This is a genomic window from Ruminococcus bovis (assembly GCF_005601135.1).
In the GTDB taxonomy this organism is placed as follows: Bacteria; Bacillota; Clostridia; order Oscillospirales; family Acutalibacteraceae; genus Ruminococcoides; species Ruminococcoides bovis.
In genome coordinates this window covers 1,209,668-1,232,087 of the sequence record NZ_CP039381.1, presented here as the reverse complement: position 1 = coordinate 1,232,087, position 22,420 = coordinate 1,209,668, and the positions used below count along the sequence as shown (strand labels likewise).

The window sequence follows — 22,420 nt, the reverse complement described above, 5'->3', positions numbered from 1 at the left end:
AATATTATACTACAATTATACTATTATATAAGAAATCTTTTCAATAGTTATAATTTATAAATAAAGACTGAACAAAATTTACTAAATGTACATAAATGACAAAAGAAAAGAACTGCCTAACGACAGTTCTTTCCTTGAAATATTCTTTTTTCTGGAGAAAAAATTTTAATGAACAAAATCTATTAACTAAATTATAGGTTAAGTACTGACTTTTGGATAGCTGATGCATCCTTAACATCAATTTTACCGTCTTTGTTGTAGTCAGCAACTGATAAGTTTTCAGGAGCAATATCTGCCATTAGAACAACATACTTCTGAATTAATGTTGCGTCCTTAACATCTACCTTACCGTCACCATTAGCATCACCTAATAGCTTTTCGCTACTAGCTTCACCAACAGTATATAGCATAGTTTTCTCAACAGTTTTGCCGTTAGAATCCTTAGCAACAAACTTTAGTGAATAGCTACCATCCTTTGATGGTGTCCACTTAGCAGTATTTGTTGTTGTGTTAGTTAGCTTTTCGTTATTTACATAGAATTCGTAAGAAACATTACCCTTATTGTTATATGCTTCTGACTGTAGAGTAATTGCAGTACCAACACCCTGACCTGAGTTTTTGTCTGCACCACAGTTAATTTCAAGAGGAGCTTCGTTTACAACTGTATCTGATAGTAAAGCACCCATTCTTGCTAGTGGTACTGTAATATTATCAATATCTTCCTTTTCGTGAGAAGTTGATGGGTCATAGCTATATTCAACATTTGCATTGTCTAGCATTGATGGGTCATGTGGTAATGTATCCATACCGGAAGTACCGTATGTTAAAATCTGCATTGCACCGATACCCTTAGTTTCAATATAGTTTCTATCAATACCTAGAGTTTTTAGTGGAATAGCTACTTCATAGATGTAACCATATTCTGATTTGTAGCCAAGGTCCTTAAAGTCAACCCAGTTTGAGTTAGGGTCAAGGTTGTCGCCAAGTTTACGGCTACCCTTTGCACCGTTTACACCGATAATTGAGTCACTCTTTGTACCATTAGCATATTTAATCTTAAAGCCGTTTTGGTTGTCCTGTGCTTGGAATGAACGAACACCAATAGGAATTCTTGTGTCATAGTTAAACATATATGTGCCGTCAGTATCCTTAGTATCAGCCTTAAAGATTGATGCACCACCGTTTGAATTGTTAGAGTCCATTGCTACAAGTGTATCAATATGTGTTGTGAATGATGTACCACCGTCTTTAGCAGTACCACCGTCACAGCCCCAAACAAATGGATTTGTGTATGTAGCACCTGACTTATCTGTACCAACTGCCTTACCTGTTGCCTGTTTGTCAGGGTCAATAGAAAGTGCTAGGTACATTGGAATACTGTTTCTCCATGGTCTTGCTTCGTTTGATGCAGCAAAGTTATCACTTGGTGAAACAATATAAGTTGTGTTTGCCATTTCCCACATAAAGTATAGGTTATCATCATCCCATGCACCATATAGTGCGTATGCATCCCAAGGTTGTTCGTGCATTGAAGATGGCATATATACTCTTGGGTCGTCATTAGCAACACCCTGAGCAATAATCATTGAGCTATCCCAATCATCTGTTTTACCATCAACTGTAATTGTCTTGTACTTACCAAGTTGCATATTAGGGTTTGTACCATAGTAGCCACCCTCTGCATCAGTTGTGTGACCGTCTGACTTAGCAGAGAAAGTTGTCTTAGTTGATGTAAAAGTTTTCTTAAATGTATATTCTTGAGTTGTTTCAACAGCATCACTACCCTTAGTTGTAAGAGTTAGTTTAATTGTGCTGTTACCGATTTTACCTTCACCGACTCTGATTGTATCACCGTTAGCGTAAGTTTTCTTAGCTGAACCGTCAATAGAATAAGAACCTGTCTTGCTACCCTTTAGACCAAGTTTTACTTCAATGTAATCTTTGCTGAAAGCAGTACCTGATGGTGTGTAAGAAAAACCATAAGCATGGTCATCCATCTTACCGTAATCAACCCACTGAGAATCAGCAGTTAAAAGTTTACATTCACCTGTCTTTAGGCTAAGACCTGAATTTTCAGGAAATTGTTCTTTACCTTCGCCTTTTTCAAGGCCGTTGTTGAAAATCACATTTTCTGATTTATATGTAGCCGGAAAATCAATAGAATAAAGACCATCTGCACCTTTTTCCATTAACTGACCAGGCCATTTTGCATTTTCTTTTGTACCGTAGGCATATACATAAACTTGTGCCCAATTGTATTTTGAGTTATCAAAATATGCTCTTGAACCTTCAGCAGCTGAAACTGAACCCATTGTGATTAATGTACAGCTTAGCATAATTGCAAGTGTTAGTAGTACGCTTACATATCTTTTCATATGTTTCATAGTTACCCTCCAAAGATTTTCTGTAAATAATTATAGCATATTGAATAAATTTGTACAGTACCTTTCAGTTATTTTGTATCTTTAAACAAAGAATTAAGGGCTTTATAATGCAAAAAATACAAACTAAATTACAAGACTGTGAACAAACATAATATATTCTGTTAAGTTGTTCATAAAAATAAGGGAGTCTTTGGGACTCCCTTAAAATTTAACTGTATTTTATTCTACATGACCACCATGCTTATAGTCTGTACCACCACTGTCAGGTGTCTGAACAGATGCACCATTCTTTAGACTATAATATGAACTTGGCAATTCTTCTCTGCTGATTTCTTTACCCTTGCTATCCTTATAAATTCTATATGATCTTGCTCTATAGTAAGATGACTGAATATCATAGTTTTCACTATATGTATCAATTACATCATAAGAATCATCCTTGATACCGTAGAATGCTGCATGAAGAGTTGTACCCTCCATATAACAAGCTAGGAATACCTGATACTTAGAATCGTTCTTTAGCTTTAGGTCAAGGTTGCCATAGTCAATAGCAGCATCAAAACCACTCTTAGCATATGCTGATGGATAAGTATGAGGTGAACGCTCTGCAATAGTTAGGTTACTTCTTACTGCTGCATTATAAATTGTTGTACTGGACTGGCAGATACCACCACCAACACCATCAGTAAAGTCACCGTCAACAATAACACCTGCTGATGCATAGCCTAGAGAAGTATCGTTACTGTTGCCTGTGCAACCGTTAAATGACCAAGTTTCACCCGGGTCAATAATACTGCCGTTACAAGCCTTTAGAGAAACTTTCATATTCTGATTACCGTTAGCATCATTTGTTGAATATGTTTCCCAAGCAGCAAGTAACTGCATATTTTTCTTTAGGAATGCAACATCATACTTAGGCTGAGTTGCATTTCTTGTAACTGTAACTGTACCTGTATATGTACCGGAAGCATTGCCTTTTTCGATAATTGAATTTATCTGTGACTGTAAATCATCTTTATCTACTTCAAGACCTGACTTACCTTCTTCATAAGTAAACATAGGACTTGAATCAGGGTTAAACTTAGTTACCTTTGCATCCTCTGCTTTTACATTATATTTCTTGTAAATCTTATTAATTAGCTTATCAACAGATGACTGGTTTAGACTGGCAGAAATCTTCATTACCTGTTCTTTAGCATACTCATTACCGTTGCTATCAGTTGTTGTTGGATAAGTTGTACCGTCAGCCATTCTCTTTGAGATAATCTTTTCATCATCAAGAACAGTAGAAGTATCATATTTAAAAGTAAAGTCATCTTCGGTATATGTTGTTTCTTCGCCATCAACATTAACTGTAATGTTCATCTTTGGTCTAGACTTAATTTCTTCACTTTTTAGAAGAATTCTAGCCTGTACTACTGTTAAGCCACCAATATCAACACCTGAGACCTTAGTACCCTTTGCAAATACAAATTCACCTTTGTCATTTGTAATAGCTACAGTTGGCTTAGTTTCGGAAGTAGTTGTTTCCTGCTGTACATTATTGTTACTTGGAGAAACAACACCTTGAACAACAAACACCAATACAACACAAAGTACAACTGCTGCACCAATAATTGAACCTACAATAGCCTTTTTGTTCTTTGGTTTCTTTGTTCCATCTTCAGCATCATCAACCTTTTCAGGAGCTTTAGTTATGTCAACTAATTCTTCGGTAGGGTTACTGTTAGAAGGCTCATTTTCTTTCTTTTCTTCTTGCTTTTTATTTTCTTTTTTCTCTTTATGTTCTACCTTTTTCTCTTTGTGTTCAGGTTTCTTTTCTTCTTTATGTTCAGGCTTTGTTGCCTTTTTGCTAATATCTACTTGGTCAGAGTCTTTATTTTCTGACTTTTCGTTTTTAGCCTGTTCATCATTCTTACCATAAAGAATACGATTTACTTTTTCATTTATATTACGCATATCTTGTGTATTATAGTCAGATGGCTCAAAGTTGTCGTCATCTTCTAAATCGGCAAGATAATTTAGTTCATCCAAATCTCTACTCACAGAAAACTCTCCTTCTTACATATTCTCTTTCTCTTAATCATTTCTTAATAATCGTATAATGTCCTACTTATAAGAATACTACAATAAACCGAAAAATTAAAGTGACAACCTTGTAACTTTTTGTCGAATTAATGACAAAGATATATTGGCTAAAACATTAGTTTTTAGGGAAGTTACATATAATGACAAATTATTTATATAAAAAGAAGTATCATTATTGTAGTTTTGTTGAAAAGTCCGATATTTTTTTATATAATTAGTATTAGAAATTTATATGGTGAATAAAATGAAAGTGTTAATATTACTGACCGATACCGGTGGAGGTCATCACAGAGCCAGTCTTGCTCTGAAAAAAACAATAGAAAATGTTGAAGGTAATGAGGTTGTTATTGAGGATGCCTTAATGTACAGTTCTAAGTTTTTACATTGGATTGTTACCAAGGGCTACTTGTTCTTTGCAAACAAAACTCCCAGACTTTACGGTAAAATATATAACTCTGCTGACAAGGTTTCTTTCCTAGACAAGGCAGTTCATGGTATTGCTTCTTTTTACTCAAGAAAGTTAGGAAAGTTATTTGATAAATTTAAGCCTGATTGTGTAATCAGCTGTCATGCTTTTTGCACAGAGATGGTATCTGCCCTTAAAAAGAAAGGTCGTACAAATGCTCTGCTATTTAGCATTGTTACAGACTATGCTGCTCATGCTGCATATATTAATGACCTTGTAGATGCTTATATTGTAGCTAACAACGATATTGTTCATCAGCTTAGAGACCAATACAATGTTGACTGCTCTATTATCTATCCTTTGGGTATTCCGATTTATGAAGAGTTCTACAAGCATTGTGATAAGTACGCTATGAGGGAAAAGCTGGGACTTTCCCCTCACAAGAAAACTGTACTGATGATGGCAGGTTCTTTTGGTGTTACTAACATTCTTGAAATTTACAAGAACCTAAACAAGTACCCTAGTGATTATCAACTGATTGTTGTTACCGGTAAAAACGAAAAGTTGTTTAGAACATTCCGTCATATGGTGAGAAGTGGCGTTATTAAGAACAAAAAAGAACCAACAGTAAAAATCACTATTCCTACAAAGCTATGTTACTTTGTTGACAACATTGAGGACTATATGAGTGCCAGTGATTTAATCATCACTAAACCCGGTGGTCTTACTGTTTCGGAAGCTATGGCTAAGGAACTTCCTATGGCAATTTTCCGTTCTTATGACGGTCAAGAAAAAGACAATGCTGAGTTCTTAAAAAGGCATAACCTAGCCTTTACCCTTAGAAAAGGCAGAGAAGGAATACATCAGCTAAATGACTTTATTGCCAATGACCAAGAACTTGAAATGATGCGTAACAACATACATATCTTCAAGAAAGAAAATAGCAGTCAAAACATTTACAGACTACTTGAAGAAAAACTTCATCAATCTAATAACTAACTGTAAAAGTCACATTTTTATGTGGCTTTTATTTTTTCCTTAATTATCCTTTAACCTTACTGCAAGTACAGTTATATCATCATCTTTTATTCCTTCATTATGTCTCATAGCTTCTTCAACAACTGCCTCGGCAAGTTCCTGACAGCTACCTTTATTCCAAGACTTTATTAAACTTAGCAGCCATTTATCGTCACCCATAATAGCTCCATCACTTAACATAACAATCATATCCTCTCCGGAAAGGGTGGTTTCCTCTTTTGTAAAATACACTTCGTTTAATATACCTGCCGGAATTGATGGTATTTCTTTTCGCATCACCCTACCTTTCTTTTTCACATATGTATAAGGTGCACCGGCTTTCAGAAATTCTGTTCTCCCTGTAAATAGATTGATTGAAGAAACATCAACTGTAGCCAAACTTTCTTCTTGGCTTTTTACCATCAATGCTGAATTAGTCAGCCCTAAAGCACAGTCAAATGAAAGTCCTGATTTAACTAACTTTTCCATTAAGTTTACTGTCATCATAGAGTCAACTGCTGCTCTGCCACCTGTACCCATACCGTCACTAATCAAGGAAACAAAGTTGCCTTTATCATCGTTAAAACATACTATGCTGTCACCACACATTCTGCCATTGTTAGCAATATGCTGATATGAGCCAACTTCAGTTTCATACAGTGGTCTTTCGTTTAGCACAACTCTTACTCTATCCTGAGCAATAGTAGTTACCGGATCAAGAAATCTTCTGCCACAACATTTTTCCACTTCTCTCCTAAGTACAGACTTTTTAATTGAGCCTTTGCTTCTATCGGAAAGTTCCATTTCTACTGTCATTTCACTATCCATAATCCTACAATTGCAAAGTATAGGAATAAGGTTATATTGCCTTAGCATATAGGAAATTTTCTCACTACTGTCTAAGTCACACACATCCGTCTTAGAAAATTCATCTGCCATATCCTTTAATATGTCGGAAAGTCCACCAAATTGACCTGCAAGACCACCTCTGATAGTATCAATTCTCCTCATACTTTCCATACTCATAAGGTAAGACTGATAATACCGATTTATTGCAGTACTTAGTTCAGATTTTCTACAACATTTCTTAACAAACAAAGCATCAATATCATCAACAGTTATGTGGCAATTTTTCTTTAAATTTTCTGTTAGTCGGTTAAAATCATCCTCAGAAACACCTTTCTCTCTTTCCCAACAAAACACCCTCATTCCACAACTTGAACAAACATTTGCTTTGGCATTTAAGTAAACATCAGGAAAAGAATCAACATTCATTTCTCGCATTTTGTCAGAAACTCTTGTAACACAAGAAGATACATCTTTCAAGGCTTTTGAAGAAAAGTTAAGCCTACTGATAACATTTTCTTTTAAAGCAATGCCACTATTTACATCATCACAAGGAGAAAACAAGGCCGAAACAACATTACCTACTGCATTAGGTACCATAAAGAATAACCCAGCCCCAAATACAGACTCAACTGCTAAGGCAAAAATCAAGTCCTTATCACCGGAAGAAAAGGACATTATTATATTTGACAATATAAATGCAACTGCAGTACCAATCTTTCCTGTAGAAGAGAAAAGCCCTGCCATCAGACCACCAAATCCAAAACCACCACACAAAAAGCTAAGTGAAAGTGAACTTAAAGAAAATACAACACCCGTTGAAATACCACCGATTGTACCACCGGCAACACCACCAAACTTAGCACAAAGAAGTACAACCACAACTGCTAAGGCTCTGCCAAAGGAAAATTCACCAATGCCAAGACCACCAAGTGCAAGTAAAAGAATACAACCTGACATTACTATGCAAGAAAGTTCTTGCTGAGTAAATGAAGTTAAGTTTCTCCTAGAGGAACAAAGGCAAATTGCTCTATCTAAGAAAAATGCTCCTGATGCTGAAATTAGTGCTTCAACTGTACAAAGTGCAAATGAACTTAACTGAGAAGTATCGGAAAAAAGCAATGCAATGCCTGTTGCAAATACCGGTAAAAAAGCTACCATTGATGGGAAAGCAGTGCTTTTGCTGATATTCTTAATATCATTTGCAACAAATCTAATAGCACCTATAGCAACCACAATTGCTATGTATCTAAAACAATTTTCCCGATCAAGGACAACATATCCGAAAATTGTACCAAGCATTGAAGTTATAAGGTTTCTATACGGAACTGAGGCAACATATGCAGCTCCAAATGGAGAAAGTTGCCCAAAGACTGCACCTCTTGAAATAAGCACACCACACAAAAAATATATGCTTTGCATCAAAATATTTTTTCCTGTTGAACTTTCTTTAAAGTCATTCCACCTACCGGAAAGTAGCTTTTTAACTGCTGTCATTTTTACACATCCTGTCATATTAATAAGGGTAATTTCATATCCTTGATATTGTGTTTTTATTATAGTCAGTTGCCCACAACAGTTTTGTCACAATGTGAATGTACCTTTTTAGTTTGTTTTCCTTTACTTTGTAGAATAAAAAAAGAAAGCTCCCATTGTCGAGAGCTTTCCTCATTTTTACCGTTATATCGGTAGAAAAAATTATTTTGTTGAATGTAAAACGATTGTGCTATAAGCAGGTAAAGTTAGTACATTTTTCTCGATTGACACCTTACCACTCTTTGCACTAAACATACCGGCAATTTTGTAATCATCATTGATTAGTTTATCTGTGATTTCAAAACTGTGCTTGTCTGTATCTAGGTTGTGAAGTACAAGATACTTTTCGTTTTTGTATGTTAGGTAGTAACCACCTACACCTGTACCACCATCAAAATCATCAGGTAAAGCAGAGATTGTACCTCTTGCAATGCCTGGGTGACAGTTTCTAAGTTTAATTAACTTTTTGTAGAAGTTTAGTAGGCTATCCTTGTTCTTATCCTGTTGCTTAACGCCACCACCATCAGTATTGTCTTCAACTCTGTCAATACCGTTAGCAGTAACATTTGGAAGATTATCGCTATCCCAAATCATAGCAGTTCTCTTTGCAGGGTCATCACCTTCATCATATGTTTCCATACCAAGTTCTTCACCATAGTATGTGAAAGCATTACCCGGAGTTGTCATATAAAGGGCAGCAGCCATCTTCTTCTGATATAACTCAGTTAGTGAGTCACCAACACGGTTCATATCGTGGTTAGTTAGGAAGTAAGAGTTAATAGCGTCCTTATTAGCTTCCTTAGTTTTCTTTTCATAACTTAGAAGTGTATCTGTATAGTCATTGATAGAACCTGAAATAACACTAACTAAGAATTTACCACTGGTATCACCAAATGGGAAAGCAAATAAACTGTCAATACCTGACTTGTACATTGCAGAAACTTCGTTCATATCTGATGACCAGTCTTCACCAACCATATAAATGTCGTTCTTTTCTTTCTTACAAGTGTCATAGAACCACTTTAGAGTATCTGAACTCTTTTCATAGTCATTGTAATATAGGTATCTAACTGCATCAAGTCTGAAACCTGCTACACCTCTATCAATCCAGAATTTTGCAGCCTTAGCCATTTCCTTCTTTGTACCTTCATAGTCGTAGTTCCATTCAGGCATTGTATCACTAAAGTTGCTTTCATAGATAATACTGCTATCATTAGGGTCGCAGTTATAACCTGATTCAGTTTCAGAAGATTTCTTAATGTTAAAGTACTTTGCATAGCCGTTAAAGTTGCCTTTTTCAGCTTCTTTAAGAGCTTTCTTGAACCAAGGATGTTCGCTGGAACAATGGTTAGGAACAAAGTCGATAATAACATCAATACCACGCTTATCACATTCCTTGATTAACTGGTCAAAGTCATCAAGTGTACCAAACTGAGGGTCAATGTTGTAATAATCCTTAACATCATACTTGTGATATGATGGTGATGGCATCATTGGGCTTAGCCAAATACCTGTATAACCAAGGTCAGTATCTGTACTATCATCACCGTCATTAATGTAATCCAGCTTACTGATAATACCTTGAATATCGCCGATACCATCGTTATTTGAATCGCAGAATGAGCCAATCCAAATTTGATAATAAGTGTTGTACTTATCCTTAGGAAGATTTACTTTTGCATTTTCCATTAAATCTTCTGTTGACTTTGTACAACCTGAAAATACTACGGCAGTTGATGCAACTACCAACACCATAAACAGTGCAACTAATTTTTTCATAGATTTCTCCTTTAACAGAATATTTCATATTAATTTTACCATTTTTCTTAGGCTTTATCAATATATCACACCTACATATAAGAGGACTGTTTACAGAAAATTAACAAGCAAATTTATGCAATATGTACAACTGTCATTCTATTATTTTGATATAATCAAAGTTACTTTAATTATATAAGATGAATACAAAAGCAAAAAACTCCACAGGAAACCCTGTGGAGTAAATTTTGTAAAATTAACCCTTAACGCCACCGGCTGTAACACCTTCAACATAGTAGTTCTGCATCTTCAAGAACAACAATGTAATAGGAATAGCAACAACAGTTGAACCGGCTAAGAATCTCTGATAGTACTTAGAAATGTAAGTCTGGCTAGCCATTAGCTGTAGACCAACAGATACTGTGTAGTTATCACGAGCATCACCCATGATAATCTTAACTAGAATAAAGTCTGTCCAAGGACCAATAAATGCTGTTAGAACTGTGTAAACAACAATTGGCTTTGACATTGGAAGGATAATCTTCCAGAAAATCTGATTCTTAGTTGCACCATCAATAGTAGCAGCTTCGTCAAGTGCTCTTGGAATTGTATCAAAGAAACCTTTACTAATCTGGAAACCGATACCGGCACCGGCTGAGTAACAGATAACAAGAGCAGGTAGAGTCTGTGTTAGATTCATTGCCTTTAATAGGTAATAAATAGCGATCATTGTCATAAAGCCAGGGAACATACCGATAATCATACCGATGTTGATAAGAGGCTTTCTAGCCTTAAATCTTAGACGGCTGAATGCGTATGAAACCATTAGAACTGACAATGTAGAAATGATACAAGAGAAAATCGCAACTACAAGAGTGTTAAGGAACCATCTTGGGAAGTTCAAAATTGATGTATCAGTAAATAGGTTAATGTAATGTTGGAAAGTAAATGTTTTAGGAATTAGGTAATAAACAGCTGATGTACCTTCGCCTCTAAATGAGTGAAGAACCATCCATGCTAGTGGAGATACCCAAATAATACCCATAACTGCAAGGATTACATATACAACGGCATTTGTGATATTTCTTCTTAACTTGTAACTTTTTATCATGAGAATGCCTCCTCATCCTTAGCAGATTTTGTCATATTGAATGTAATTAGTGACAAGGATGCACAAACAATAAATACTAAGATACCGATAGCAGCAGCATAGTTGTAATCCTGTGCACTCATTGTTAACTTAAATAGCCATGTAACAAGCAAGTCGGTCTGACCGGCACCACCGTACAACTTATCTGTTGTAGGACCACCACTTGATAACAAGTAAATAACATTGAAGTTATTGATATTGTTGATAAATGTTGTGATTAGATATGGTGTTGTAACGAATAGCATATATGGAAGAGTAATCTTGAAGAAACTCTTTACAGGACCTGCACCGTCAATTGTAGCTGATTCATATAGGTCAGCCGGGATATTCATAAGAATACCGGAAGTAATTAGGATAGTATAAGGAATACCAACCCATAGGTTAACAACAATAACTGTAATCTTTGCTGTTAGAGCTGAACCGTTTAGGAAGTTAATTCTTGCTAAACCTAGGTTCTGTAATAGAACGTTAATAGCACCACCGTCATACTGTAGCATCTGGTTCATAACCAGTAGAGTAACGAACTGAGGAACAGCAACTGTGATAACGAATAATGTTCTCCAAAGTGACTTTAGCTTAATGCCCTTCTTGTTAATCATTAGAGCAACGATCATACCAAAGAAATAGTTTAGGAATGTAGCAAAAATAGCCCAAATAATTGTCCATTCAGTTAGTGTTAGGAATGTTTCACCCATGTTAGCGCCACCAACATTACTGAATACATCCTTAAATGTCTGGAAACCTACCCATGTAAACAAGTGACCAGGAACCTGATGGCTGTGGTCATAGTTTGTAAATGCAATTAGCACCATGAATATAAGTGGTAGTACAGTAAATACACCAATTAGTAGGCATGGTAGAGAAAGAAGTGTAACGTGGAACTTCTCATCACCGAACTGCTTTAAATCTTCCTTAAATGTAGGAACGTGCTTACCTTCAGCCTTTAGCTCTTGAGCTTTCATAGCTGACTTAGTATTCATAATATAGAATACTAGGAATACAACTGAAACAACAATTGTTGTAACACCATATAGAAGGATAAGCATTGAGTTATCACCTTCAACATAGCCGTAAGCACCTGTTGTTGGGTCAATACCAAGTCCGCCTTCTTGAGTACCAAGTGTGCCGAACTGTGAAATTTGGTCAATACCAAAGAAAATTAGGAACATTGCATATGCTGCTTCAATAATTAAGAATAGTAAACCCTTAATGTACTGTCCCTTACTAAAGTTACCCATACCCATAATAAGGTAAGATAGCTTTGTTGCCCAGTCACCTTTAGCAAATCTTTTACCAAAGTTTGCAAAGCCGTGACCGATACCTAAGAATAATTTCTTGAAGAAGTTACCAATTGCAGCAAAGAACTTAAGAAGATTATGAGGTAAATTCACAAAGAAATTTTTACACTTATATCCAAACTTCTGGAATGCATTTAGCTGGACATAATCTATGTATTTCATGACGTCACTCCTTTATACTTTATTTTCCATTCATAAATACTGGAGATAACAAGATGTTATCTCCAGCACTTAAAAATCTTAACTATTAACAGTCTAAATTAAATTAGCTGTTGATGTTTGTTAAAGTATTCTTTAGAAGTGTCTTCATTGTAGCTACATCGCTCTTTTCGCCTGGCTTGTAAACCATGTTACCTAGGTTAGCCATTGGATCCCAGAATGCCTGGATGATGTTAGCCTGAACAACGAATGTCTTTGCTTCTGTTAGCATTGTCTGAATAGCGTCGTTACCTTCAACTTCAACGCCCTTGTTTGTTGGAGTCCAACCAAGCTTGTCTAGTCTTGTCTTCTGGCAATCAGCACTTACTAGGTAGTTAGCTAGTTCTTCAGCAGCGTTAGGGAACTTAGTAACTGACTTAACACCGATGTACTTGTAACCGATCATAGCAACTGTCTGCTTGTCTGTACCGTTAACATTGATTGTTGGTAGAACTGCTACACCGAAGTCCTTACCTAGAGCTTCTTCGTTAACAGCTGCATTCCATGTACCGTCAATACCTGCAGCACATGTTCTCTTAGCTGTTGAGAAACCGGCACTGATCTTATCAACTGTAGCAGATACGAATGTATCCTTATACTTGTGGAATAGTTCTGAGAAAGCTGACATTGTCTGTGCAACTTCGTTTTCGTCATATTTGTTGAACTTCTGAGTATCCTGAGCGTCACCTTCAAGGCCATCTAGCTTTAGACCACCTGTGAATGGGAACATACATGAGTAGTAACCGTTACCGGCATCCATGATGAACTGACGGCCAGCCTTCTTACATGCAGCAAGAACGCCTTCCCATGACTTTGCATCTTCATCAGAAACAACTGACTTATCATATACTAGATAATAACCGTTATCTGTTTCTGGGAATGCATATAGAACTTCTTTACCGTTTAGGTCACCCTTAACTGTATCAACAGCAGCTGCTGTATGATTCTTTGAAATATCAGAAACATAGTTGTCATATACAGGTAGAAGAGCCTTAGCCTGTGTTAGCTTTGTGAGCTGGTCTGAAGGGAATGCAAATACGTCAGCAGCAGCTTCAGAGTCATTAAGTACCTGAGTACCTGCATCTGATTCTTCCTGTGCTACAACTTCGATTTTAACATTCTTGTCAGCATACTTCTTTTCAAAAGCCTTAGCCTGTTCCTTTAAGATAGAAAGTGAAGCAGCTGGGCCCCATAGCTTTAGCTTTGCGTTCTTTTCAACTTCTACTGTTTTTGCAGCACCGCTTGTTGAAGATGTCTTATCTTCTGACTTACTACAGCCTACAAATACAACTGCCATCATAGCAGCTGCGAGAACTAATGATAAAATTCTCTTGATTTTCATTGTAATTTTCCTTCCTTTGTAAAGAGATAAATAATTTGTGTCGGTAACTACTTGTTCCCTCAGGATAGAACTTTCGTTCACCATATCACTTGACTAAATTGTACCACAAAATAGGGGTAAATTTCAACTCCCTTTGTACTTTTTATCTAAAGTTATAAAACTGAGGATTAAATTTATGCAAAATAACAATAAAAATATTTGCTAATGTGTATATTGCACAAATTAATAATCTTTTTATTATTCAATTTGCTTATATTCCATTTGTGCAAAGTGTCAATTCATTTTCTACTTAATTGAAAAATATGTGAAGTCCAAATGTCTTGCTGATGAATTCTCCCCTATTTCTACACTATTTTTCGTATCTATAGTGTAAAATAACCAAAAATAAAATTTATGGCACAATATGTTGTTTGACAAACCTTAAAAAAAGTTGTAAATTTAGCTTATACATTTTATATAGAAAATAAAGATGGAAGTTAATTCCACAGAAAGGGTATTTTATGCAACTTTCAAAAATTTTACAAAATATAGAGTACACTCTTATTAAAGGAAATACAGAAACTGAAATTTCCGATGTTATTTATGACAGTAGAAAGGTAACTGACGGTACAGTTTTCGTAGCACTTAAAGGTTACAATGTTGATGGTCACAAGTTTGTACCTCAAGCAGTTAAGTCCGGTGCAAGTGCAGTTGTTATTTCTGACAATGTAGATATTCCGGAAGATATTACAGTTATCAAGGTTGATGACACAAGAAAAGCTCTTGCATATATGAGTGCAATGCTTTTTGGTGAACCGGAAAAAGAATTGACTACAATTGCTCTAACCGGTACAAAAGGAAAAACTACTACTGTTGCAATGTTAAAAAGCATTCTGGATGCTGAGGGCATTAAGTCAGGAACAATCGGTACACTTGGTATTATAATAGGAAACAAGATTTATAAAACCAACAACACAACTCCTGAATCATATGAAATTCAACATGCTATGAGAATGATGGTTGATGCCGGTTGTAAAGTTATGATTATTGAGGCATCTTCCCTTGGCTTAAAGTGGCACAGAACAGATGCTATTTACTTTGATTATGGTATTTTCACAAACTTCAGTCATGACCATATTGGTGATAGTGAACATAAGGACCTTGAAGAATACTTACAATGCAAGGCTTTACTATTTAAGCAATGCAAGAAAGGTATTTTCAACATTGATGACAAAGTATTTGACAGAATCACAGAAAATGCTACTTGTGATATTACAACATACGGCTTTAGTGAAAAAGCTGATATTGTAGGTTATGACGACAATCTAATCTCAAAGCCGGGATATATCGGTGTAAACTTCAAAACAAAAGGTCTTAAGACACTTGATGTTAATGTTGCCATTCCCGGTAGATTTTCAGTATATAACGCCTTGGCTGCAATGACTACTGCAATTGAAATGGGTATTTCTGATGAGGCTATCTTGAAAGGTCTTGATACTGTTAAGGTTAAAGGCAGAGTTGAAGCAGTAAAAGTTCCGGGCAACTATACACTACTTATTGACTATGCTCACAATGCACTATCAATGGAAAATATCCTTGAAACACTTAGAGAATACAACCCACACAGACTGATTGTACTATTTGGTGCCGGTGGTAACCGACCAAAGGTTAGAAGATATGAAATGGGCGAAACTGCCGGTAGACTGGCTGACCTTTCAGTTTTAACTGAGGACAACAGTCGTGATGAAGATGTTATGGACATTATCAATGATATTATAGAAGGTGGTCTTAAAAAGACTAACGGTAAATATGTTGTTGTACCAAAAAGACAGGATGCTATTCGTTACTGTATGGAAAACGCAGAAGATGGTGACATTATTGTTCTTGCAGGTAAAGGACATGAAGATTACCTAGAAATCAAGGGTGTTAAGTATCACCTTGATGAAAGAGAAGTTATTGCAGATATTATTGCAGATATGAACAAATAATTTTTAGGGAGCAAGAAATTGCTCCCTATTATATAAGAAAGAGGTTTTAGTTTTGGAGAAAGCAGCATTAATTCTTGAGGGTGGAGCTATTAGAGGACTATTTACTGCCGGTGCATTGGACTATTTACTGGAACAAAATATGCAATTCGAGTATGTTGCCAGTGTATCAGCCGGTACTTGTTGTGCTTTAAGCTACATTGCAGAACAGAAAAATAGAACAAAAGATTGCCTTTTCCCTACAAACAAATCTGATGAATGGATTGGCAAAGGTTCATTAAAAAGAGGCAAAGGACTTATTGACCTAAAGAAAGCCTTTTACGAATTTCCCTACAAACAATATCCATTTAGATTTGACAAATATTTTGCAAGTAAAGTAACAAATGAAATTGTTGTAACTAGCCTAGAAACAGGCAAGGCTGAATTCTTAACAGAAAAATCTGATGAAAAAAGATTACTTGACATTGGTGCTGCATCAAGTTCACTACCTATCATTTCAAAAGCAGTAAAAATTGACGGTAAAAAATATTATGATGGTGGTGTTTCCGACTCTTTACCTTATGAAAGAGCTATGGAACTTGGATATAAGAAAATCGTTGTAATCCAAACCAGACGACTTCATCAATATCCATCATCCTCAAAAAGTATGGATTTGCTGTACAAAGCTAAGTTTGCTTTACATAAAGATTTTCTAAACACTATGCTAAGCAGACCTGAAAATTACAAAAAACAAGCTGAACAATTAGCTGAACTTGAAAAGGAAAACAAGGTTTTTGTTATTCGTCCTACAATTCCGGAAATTTCCCGTACCGAAGATGACTATAATAAGAAAATCACTTACTATAATCACGGATATAGTCAAATGAGAACCGGATTTAACGATTTGCAAGAATATTTGAATTCATAAAACTTTATAATAGTATGAAAAAGCCAACCAAATTACCGGTTGGCTTTTGTATTATCCCAAAATTTCTTTCTTTTTCTTTTCAAATTCTTCTTCGGTCAACACACCCTTATCAACTAAGTCCTTCAACTTTTTAAGACTATCAAGTTGCTTGTTGTATTCATTAATATTTTTCTCAACATTCTTCTGTTGAAGTGCATCAACACCACTTTGAAGTGACTTTTTCGCAGACTCTTTTATGGTGTTAGATTTACCTGATATTTTCTTAGTTCTGCTCTTTTTCTTTCCAATTCCACCAAAAATACTACCGATAACACCATTCTCAATAACACCTTTCACTGTATCCACTGTGCTAAATCCTAAAGTGTCATCTACAAGATTAATGCCATCCTTAACCTTAGCAGCACCTCTTTCTGCCATAGTGTGACCTGTGAGAAGTTCATTTGCAGTATGTACAAATTTATAGGCATCCATTCTTGAGTTGAAAGTAACTGATTTTTCCTGATGTTTAAAGTACATTTCAACTAAAGAACCTTGTTGCTTAATCTGTGGCTTTTCATTATAAAACTTTACATCATCCTTAGGAATTACCTCTACAACGGCTTCATCACTATGCAGTAACCTTTTATTTATATTTATAAACACAAAATTTAAATTGGTTAAAATAATTTTCAAATCATCTGAACAATCACACTTAAAAAGTGGAGATTCATCTTCCCCTAATTTGTAATATTCCATAAACTGCACCCCATTATTATGTTAATCAATGATATAAGTTTATCACTTATTCAACTAAAATCATTATGCTGGTAGGTTAAAAATAGAAATTTTTTGACAATTTACAAAATAGCACAATAAATATTATAAAACCACTTGACATATGGTAAATTTAATGATAAAATAACCATTGTTCGAGAATATAGGGGTATAGCTCAGTTGGTAGAGCAGCGGTCTCCAAAACCGCGTGCCGAGGGTTCAAGTCCTTCTGCCCCTGCCAAATCCACTCCTCAGAAATGGCTTATCTAAGCCGTTTCTGAGGTTTTTTCTTTTTCTGCTTGATTTCCGGTTTCTTGTGAGTTTTGATGTTTCCACCACTTTTCCACCACTTTGGTCATCATCAGGTGTTTACTTGGTGTTTGTTTTTGATGTGTACAATGGTATAAAACTGGTAGAATCAACCTGCATTTAGCTTGTTTGCAATTGCCATTTTTGAAGTTTTGTCAATATGAGCATAAAATTTTAAAGTCGTTGTAGAGCTACTATGACCTAACCATTCGGCAACCTGAACAGTCGTAAAGCCATCATTTAGCAGATTACTTGCTACACTATGCCGTAAATCGTGAAATCTTATTTGAGGAAACTCATTCTGCTTTTTTATGAGAAGATGGAATTTCTTTGTTAGGTAATTGGGAGTAAGTTCTTTTCCATTATCAAAAGTACATACATAATCACTTTCGATATACCCTGTTTTCAGAAATTCCCTATTTCTCTCCTGACGCTCTTTCTGTTCAAGAAGGAGCTGTTTTACTTTCGGTATCATAGGTAGAGTACGGTTACTGCTTTCTGTTTTCGTTTCGGATGTATAGTTTGTCTGTCCACTAATCTCTTTGGTGCTTTGCTGTAATGTTTCCCTGATCCATATTGTTTCATTTTCAAAATCTATGTTGTGCCATTTTAATCCCAGCACCTCACTTCTTCTGAAACCATACACCGTACAAAGATAAGTTGGTAGAAAAATGCTCGTATCTTTCAGATAATTCAAAAGCTGCTTTATTTGCTCCTTATTCAAAAACTCCGCTTTAAAGCTATTAGTTTGCTTCGGCGTTTTTGCAGCGGTGGCTGGGTTTATTGTTATCAATCCTTTTTCAACAGCGTCAGAAAGAGCTTTTGAAATATTTTGATGATGGTGCTTAATTGTTGTAACTGAAACAACACCAATCTTAGACTTGTAGTATTCGGTGAGTTGGAAGGGTTTTAAATCTTGAAGCTCAACACCTAATTTCTCGAAATAAGGAATAATATGGTTTTCCATATTCCCCTTATAACTACGATAGGTGTTCGGTCTTATCTCAGGCTGGATACTTATAAGCCACTTTTTGAAATAGTCAGCAACCTTTATGTTAGAGTAAAAACTGAGGTTCTTATTATCATACTCAACACAGAGTTGCTTCAATATTTGTTCAGCCTTGCGCTTATTGTTCTTGACTGTAAGCCCTGTTGCGTGAGATTTTTGGATTCTCTTACCTGTACTATCATAGAGATTTAGAACCGCATAATAACGTCCATTTTTTTGTCTTAAATATCCTGTGGTCGGCATATTCTCTCTCCTTTCTTAATTGACCAGCCGACCAATAATCATCATCTCAATTATATCAATATTGATCGGCTTTTACAATTATGCGATTACGTTATCACGGAAATAGTACATCAATAACGCTCTGCTTCGGAATAATATACTTTCTTCCAATTCTCACTGACCGCAGAGTGCCTTCTTGCAACATTGAATAAACTGCTGATCTTCCAACTCCCAACATTTTCATAACGTCTTGAATTGAAACTATATCACCGTACTCCTCAAACATAGTAGGAATCTGCTGCTTTTTCATTTCATTAGCCATTTTTCTTACCTCCTCGGCGCAAAGCTGCTTTTTTGTCAATAATTAAATAGTCATAACCAAGTCTATTGCATTTATCGCATTTCTCCTTGATTACCTGAAAAGGATTAAACCTACGAACAATATAGTTATTTGTTGAAAAATACTCCTCTTTGTGAGATTGACACAAACACCTTAGTTCATTCTTAATCCTCGGCTCAATGTATTTTATGCCCATTACTTCTCTTACAGTTCTATTGAGTTTGGACAAGATTTCGGGATCATCAACCGTTCCGATGTAATACTTAAGTTTGCCTTTATCAGCCGGGGCAATTTGCTCACAAAGAACCATCGAAGGGTACTCAAGCCCAAATCGTTTTCCCAGATAAATGTGAGGAAACCACTCAGGGTGTTTGATTTTGCTCGTTAATGGAGCTACTAATACTTCCGGCGAAGTTTTCGTTATGTTGTCGTTTTGGATAACCAAGACAGGTCTATAACCACCTTGTTTTGAACCAGATGGCTCTCCGAAATCATAAAGGAATATTCGCCCTCTTTTTACACTTTTCAATTTAAAAAACCTCTTTTCATCTTTCGGGGTAAAAACCCTCTCACCCTTAATGCAAAAAAATGAGGTTAAATATGACCACTACCGAGCATTTTTTTAATATTTTCTTTAGCCCTCTGTATTGAACGGCATACTGCTGCCTGATCAACCCCCTCTTCTAATGCTATCTCATCTTGAGTTTTATCATCAAACAGGTATTTTTTTATTCTTCTTTTCTGTTCTTTCTGAGGAAGTCTATTGATTATAGAAATAATCCTTTCATACTGTTCTTTTATCTCCACCATCTCTTCTAATGACATATTATTTTGAAACAAAACGCTACCCACATTAGTCTTTTCTCCGATAGAATATGGTGTTCGGTATTCTGAATCCCTATACGCTTCCGCTCTTTGGCGCTGGTAGTCTGTATTAAGAAAACGCAGATATTTTTCATCTGTGACGACATATGGTGAATACTTTTTTATTTCATCACCAAAACGTTGCAATAATTCTTGCTCACTACTTTCAGAAATTATTACAAATTGAATACCACCAACCGGATCAGTATACTCCTTTTTCAAATCTACAACTGTATAATCTTCGGTTCTTAAAATAATAGATTCATAAATCTTTTTCATCAGTAACTCCTTTCACGGAGCCACCTGATGAAAAGATAAAAAGCCACTTGATGCGTCGCCTACTGCCACAAGATAGACCTATCCCTTGTAAAAGGATAAAATCTAAATCAAGTGGCAATAGGAATCAACGCATCAAGCGGCTCCAAGCTCATACTTGCTTTTTATAGTTTTTTAATATTTGATTTTATTGGATAATATTGAAAAAAATTTGTTTATGTTAGTTGTTGGATGCCTTTCTGAACGATATAGGCGGGAAATAGACCACCTCTCCGCAATTAGGGCATTTTTCGCTTGTCCAACTGTGTTCGCCCTTAATAGCGATAGACAGTTTATAGTCGCAATACGGACACAGGCGAGCTAATCGCAACTCTGACTTGCACCGTGTCTGCAACTTAGCCTGTTCTTCTTTCACCCTTGCATAGCGCTCAGGATCGTTTTCTTTTGCGTTAAACTTTGCCAATTCAAATACCTCCATCACAATATATATCTGTTAAGTCGTACGGATTACCAAAATAGTTTTTGTCAACCAATCCGAGTTGAGTAAGCCGGATAGACAAGGCTGTTTTGGATACACCTAAAAAAACCGCCATAGACGAAAACTGTTCGTATTCCCAAGTAGCATATACCTTATTTATCATTTTTACCCGCTCACCAAAACCAAATAAGAACAGCGCTCGCATTATAACTTCTTTTGGCATAAGAATCACGGAAGCGATAGCGTTAGCCTGCCATTCTAACCAGTCCATTTTTCGTTGCTTCGGTGGGTGTGCTAAACAGAAATGCAGTTTTCTGTTATCGCCGCCATATTCTTTAGGAAAAAGCATTTTCAGAATCTGATGCCCGGCTTCGTGCGCTTTGGTGAAATTACATCTGCCAATCTGCGAAATATCCTCATTCAGATCACGTTCAATGAATATTGTTTTGCCGTCAAGATAGCAATAACTCTCCTCATCAGCGTAATCAAATACTTTGTATGTTACAGCTCCATACGATGATGTAAGTCCGAGGACAGATCCATCTAAAGATAAGTGGTGATATTCAAGATTAACTCCTAACAAATCAGTAATTAGCTTGTCAGGTGTAATCTTATATACTGTTTTGCCCGTTAAGTCAGGTAATCGGAAATATGCTTTTGTCACTCGTTCACCAATAGCTTCAATATCTTTGCGTGACAAATATTTCAATTATATGTTCCTCCTAAACAGTCTTAAACTCTACAAACCATTTGCCGTTTTCTTCATCAAAAAGGTAGGTTTGCTTTCCGCAGATAGATACCGTATAACGGATACCCGTACCGCCAACTTTTGTAGCTGCCGCACGGCAGCGATGAATCAGACGGTCAATCTCGAATTTGCGTCCGTCCTCCAGCGTAATGAACCGGGGACGACAAGTCCCGTCGGGATTGTGGTCTGCGTTTACTAATACATAAACTTTGTTCCTTTCCTGTTTCATATATCTATACCTCGTAAGACTTATAAGCAGCAATAATCCTACCGACATAATCATAGCCTTCAAGCTCACATATAAACAGTTTGAATTGCCCTTGCTTATTGATAAAACACGATAGTGTGTTTTCCTCATATTCTGCATCTAAATCAATATACAAAGTAGTTCCCTCAACTATTCCATAAGCAAGAAAGTGATTTCCATTATCGGCAATTAAGGCGATCAAATTACGATGTTCTTTCAGTAAAGACTTTGGTGCTTCAACATAGCTTTTGATTGATTCTGTTTTAATAGCGAACATAGG

General features: G+C 36.0%; 19 protein-coding genes and 1 tRNA gene. 4 read left to right on the top strand and 16 right to left on the bottom strand.

What is annotated here, in order from left to right; translation table 11 throughout:
• Positions 1–191: 191 nt before the first annotated feature.
• Complete coding sequence (locus E5Z56_RS05785) at positions 192–2,384, bottom strand: starch-binding protein (protein ID WP_138156981.1); 2,193 nt, start codon at positions 2,382–2,384, stop codon at positions 192–194.
• Between the two features lie 219 nt (positions 2,385–2,603).
• Positions 2,604–4,430, bottom strand: a complete 1,827-nt coding sequence (locus E5Z56_RS05780; RefSeq protein WP_138156980.1) for a VanW family protein — start codon at positions 4,428–4,430, stop codon at positions 2,604–2,606.
• 286 nt (positions 4,431–4,716) lie between these two features.
• Between E5Z56_RS05780 and E5Z56_RS05775 the strand changes: the two genes are divergently transcribed.
• Positions 4,717–5,877 (top strand): MGDG synthase family glycosyltransferase, encoded by a 1,161-nt coding sequence (locus E5Z56_RS05775; protein WP_175405391.1) that lies wholly within the window; start codon positions 4,717–4,719, stop codon positions 5,875–5,877.
• A gap of 39 nt (positions 5,878–5,916) precedes the next feature.
• Here E5Z56_RS05775 and E5Z56_RS05770 read toward each other — a convergent pair whose 3' ends face one another.
• From E5Z56_RS05770 to E5Z56_RS05750, 5 genes are all read right to left on the bottom strand, one after another.
• On the bottom strand, positions 5,917–8,238 hold the full coding sequence (locus tag E5Z56_RS05770) for a SpoIIE family protein phosphatase (RefSeq protein WP_175405390.1): 2,322 nt from the start codon (positions 8,236–8,238) through the stop codon (positions 5,917–5,919).
• Between the two features lie 201 nt (positions 8,239–8,439).
• Positions 8,440–10,056 (bottom strand): alpha-amylase family glycosyl hydrolase, encoded by a 1,617-nt coding sequence (locus E5Z56_RS05765; protein WP_138156977.1) that lies wholly within the window; start codon positions 10,054–10,056, stop codon positions 8,440–8,442.
• A gap of 235 nt (positions 10,057–10,291) precedes the next feature.
• Complete coding sequence (locus tag E5Z56_RS05760) at positions 10,292–11,146, bottom strand: sugar ABC transporter permease (protein ID WP_138156976.1); 855 nt, start codon at positions 11,144–11,146, stop codon at positions 10,292–10,294.
• The gene (locus E5Z56_RS05755) at positions 11,143–12,645 is read right to left on the bottom strand and encodes a carbohydrate ABC transporter permease (protein ID WP_138156975.1); all 1,503 of its coding nucleotides are present in this window, start codon (positions 12,643–12,645) and stop codon (positions 11,143–11,145) included. Before E5Z56_RS05755 ends, E5Z56_RS05760 begins: the two co-directional genes overlap by 4 nt.
• 103 nt (positions 12,646–12,748) lie before the next feature.
• Positions 12,749–14,023: an extracellular solute-binding protein gene (locus E5Z56_RS05750; protein WP_138156974.1), complete on the bottom strand. Its 1,275-nt coding sequence runs from the start codon at positions 14,021–14,023 to the stop codon at positions 12,749–12,751.
• A 500-nt stretch (positions 14,024–14,523) separates the two neighbouring features.
• On the opposite strand from E5Z56_RS05750, the gene E5Z56_RS05745 reads away from it, so the two are divergent.
• Together E5Z56_RS05745 and E5Z56_RS05740 are read left to right on the top strand one after the other, a co-directional pair.
• Positions 14,524–15,990 carry a UDP-N-acetylmuramoyl-L-alanyl-D-glutamate--2,6-diaminopimelate ligase gene (locus E5Z56_RS05745; RefSeq protein WP_138156973.1) on the top strand — a complete coding sequence of 489 codons (1,467 nt, stop codon included), beginning with the start codon at positions 14,524–14,526 and terminating at the stop codon, positions 15,988–15,990.
• A gap of 52 nt (positions 15,991–16,042) precedes the next feature.
• Positions 16,043–16,894, top strand: coding sequence for a patatin-like phospholipase family protein (locus E5Z56_RS05740; RefSeq protein WP_138156972.1), 852 nt, complete (start codon positions 16,043–16,045; stop codon positions 16,892–16,894).
• A 51-nt stretch (positions 16,895–16,945) separates the two neighbouring features.
• Here the strand turns inward: E5Z56_RS05740 and E5Z56_RS05735 are convergent, their stop codons facing one another.
• Complete coding sequence (locus E5Z56_RS05735) at positions 16,946–17,629, bottom strand: SHOCT domain-containing protein (protein ID WP_207668593.1); 684 nt, start codon at positions 17,627–17,629, stop codon at positions 16,946–16,948.
• A 183-nt stretch (positions 17,630–17,812) separates the two neighbouring features.
• On the opposite strand from E5Z56_RS05735, the gene E5Z56_RS05730 reads away from it, so the two are divergent.
• Positions 17,813–17,888, top strand: a tRNA-Trp gene (locus E5Z56_RS05730).
• A gap of 177 nt (positions 17,889–18,065) precedes the next feature.
• Here E5Z56_RS05730 and E5Z56_RS05725 read toward each other — a convergent pair.
• From E5Z56_RS05725 to E5Z56_RS05690, 8 genes are all read right to left on the bottom strand, one after another.
• Positions 18,066–19,208: a tyrosine-type recombinase/integrase gene (locus E5Z56_RS05725; RefSeq protein WP_138156971.1), complete on the bottom strand. Its 1,143-nt coding sequence runs from the start codon at positions 19,206–19,208 to the stop codon at positions 18,066–18,068.
• Between the two features lie 94 nt (positions 19,209–19,302).
• Entirely contained in the window at positions 19,303–19,509 is a 207-nt protein-coding gene (locus E5Z56_RS05720; protein WP_138156970.1) for a helix-turn-helix domain-containing protein, read from the bottom strand.
• Positions 19,502–20,056 (bottom strand): type II toxin-antitoxin system PemK/MazF family toxin, encoded by a 555-nt coding sequence (locus E5Z56_RS05715; RefSeq protein WP_175405389.1) that lies wholly within the window; start codon positions 20,054–20,056, stop codon positions 19,502–19,504. The genes E5Z56_RS05720 and E5Z56_RS05715 overlap by 8 nt, the downstream gene beginning before the upstream one ends.
• A 65-nt stretch (positions 20,057–20,121) precedes the next feature.
• Entirely contained in the window at positions 20,122–20,670 is a 549-nt protein-coding gene (locus E5Z56_RS05710; protein ID WP_138156968.1) for a sigma-70 RNA polymerase sigma factor region 4 domain-containing protein, read from the bottom strand.
• A gap of 217 nt (positions 20,671–20,887) precedes the next feature.
• Positions 20,888–21,130: a hypothetical protein gene (locus E5Z56_RS05705; protein ID WP_021882716.1), complete on the bottom strand. Its 243-nt coding sequence runs from the start codon at positions 21,128–21,130 to the stop codon at positions 20,888–20,890.
• 1 nt (position 21,131) lies between these two features.
• Positions 21,132–21,854: an ImmA/IrrE family metallo-endopeptidase gene (locus tag E5Z56_RS05700; protein ID WP_138156967.1), complete on the bottom strand. Its 723-nt coding sequence runs from the start codon at positions 21,852–21,854 to the stop codon at positions 21,132–21,134.
• A gap of 13 nt (positions 21,855–21,867) precedes the next feature.
• Positions 21,868–22,122 (bottom strand): hypothetical protein, encoded by a 255-nt coding sequence (locus E5Z56_RS05695; RefSeq protein ID WP_138156966.1) that lies wholly within the window; start codon positions 22,120–22,122, stop codon positions 21,868–21,870.
• 4 nt (positions 22,123–22,126) lie between these two features.
• A complete protein-coding gene (locus E5Z56_RS05690) occupies positions 22,127–22,417 on the bottom strand; it encodes a hypothetical protein (protein WP_138156965.1) in 291 nt (96 codons plus the stop codon).
• Positions 22,418–22,420: the final 3 nt, after the last annotated feature.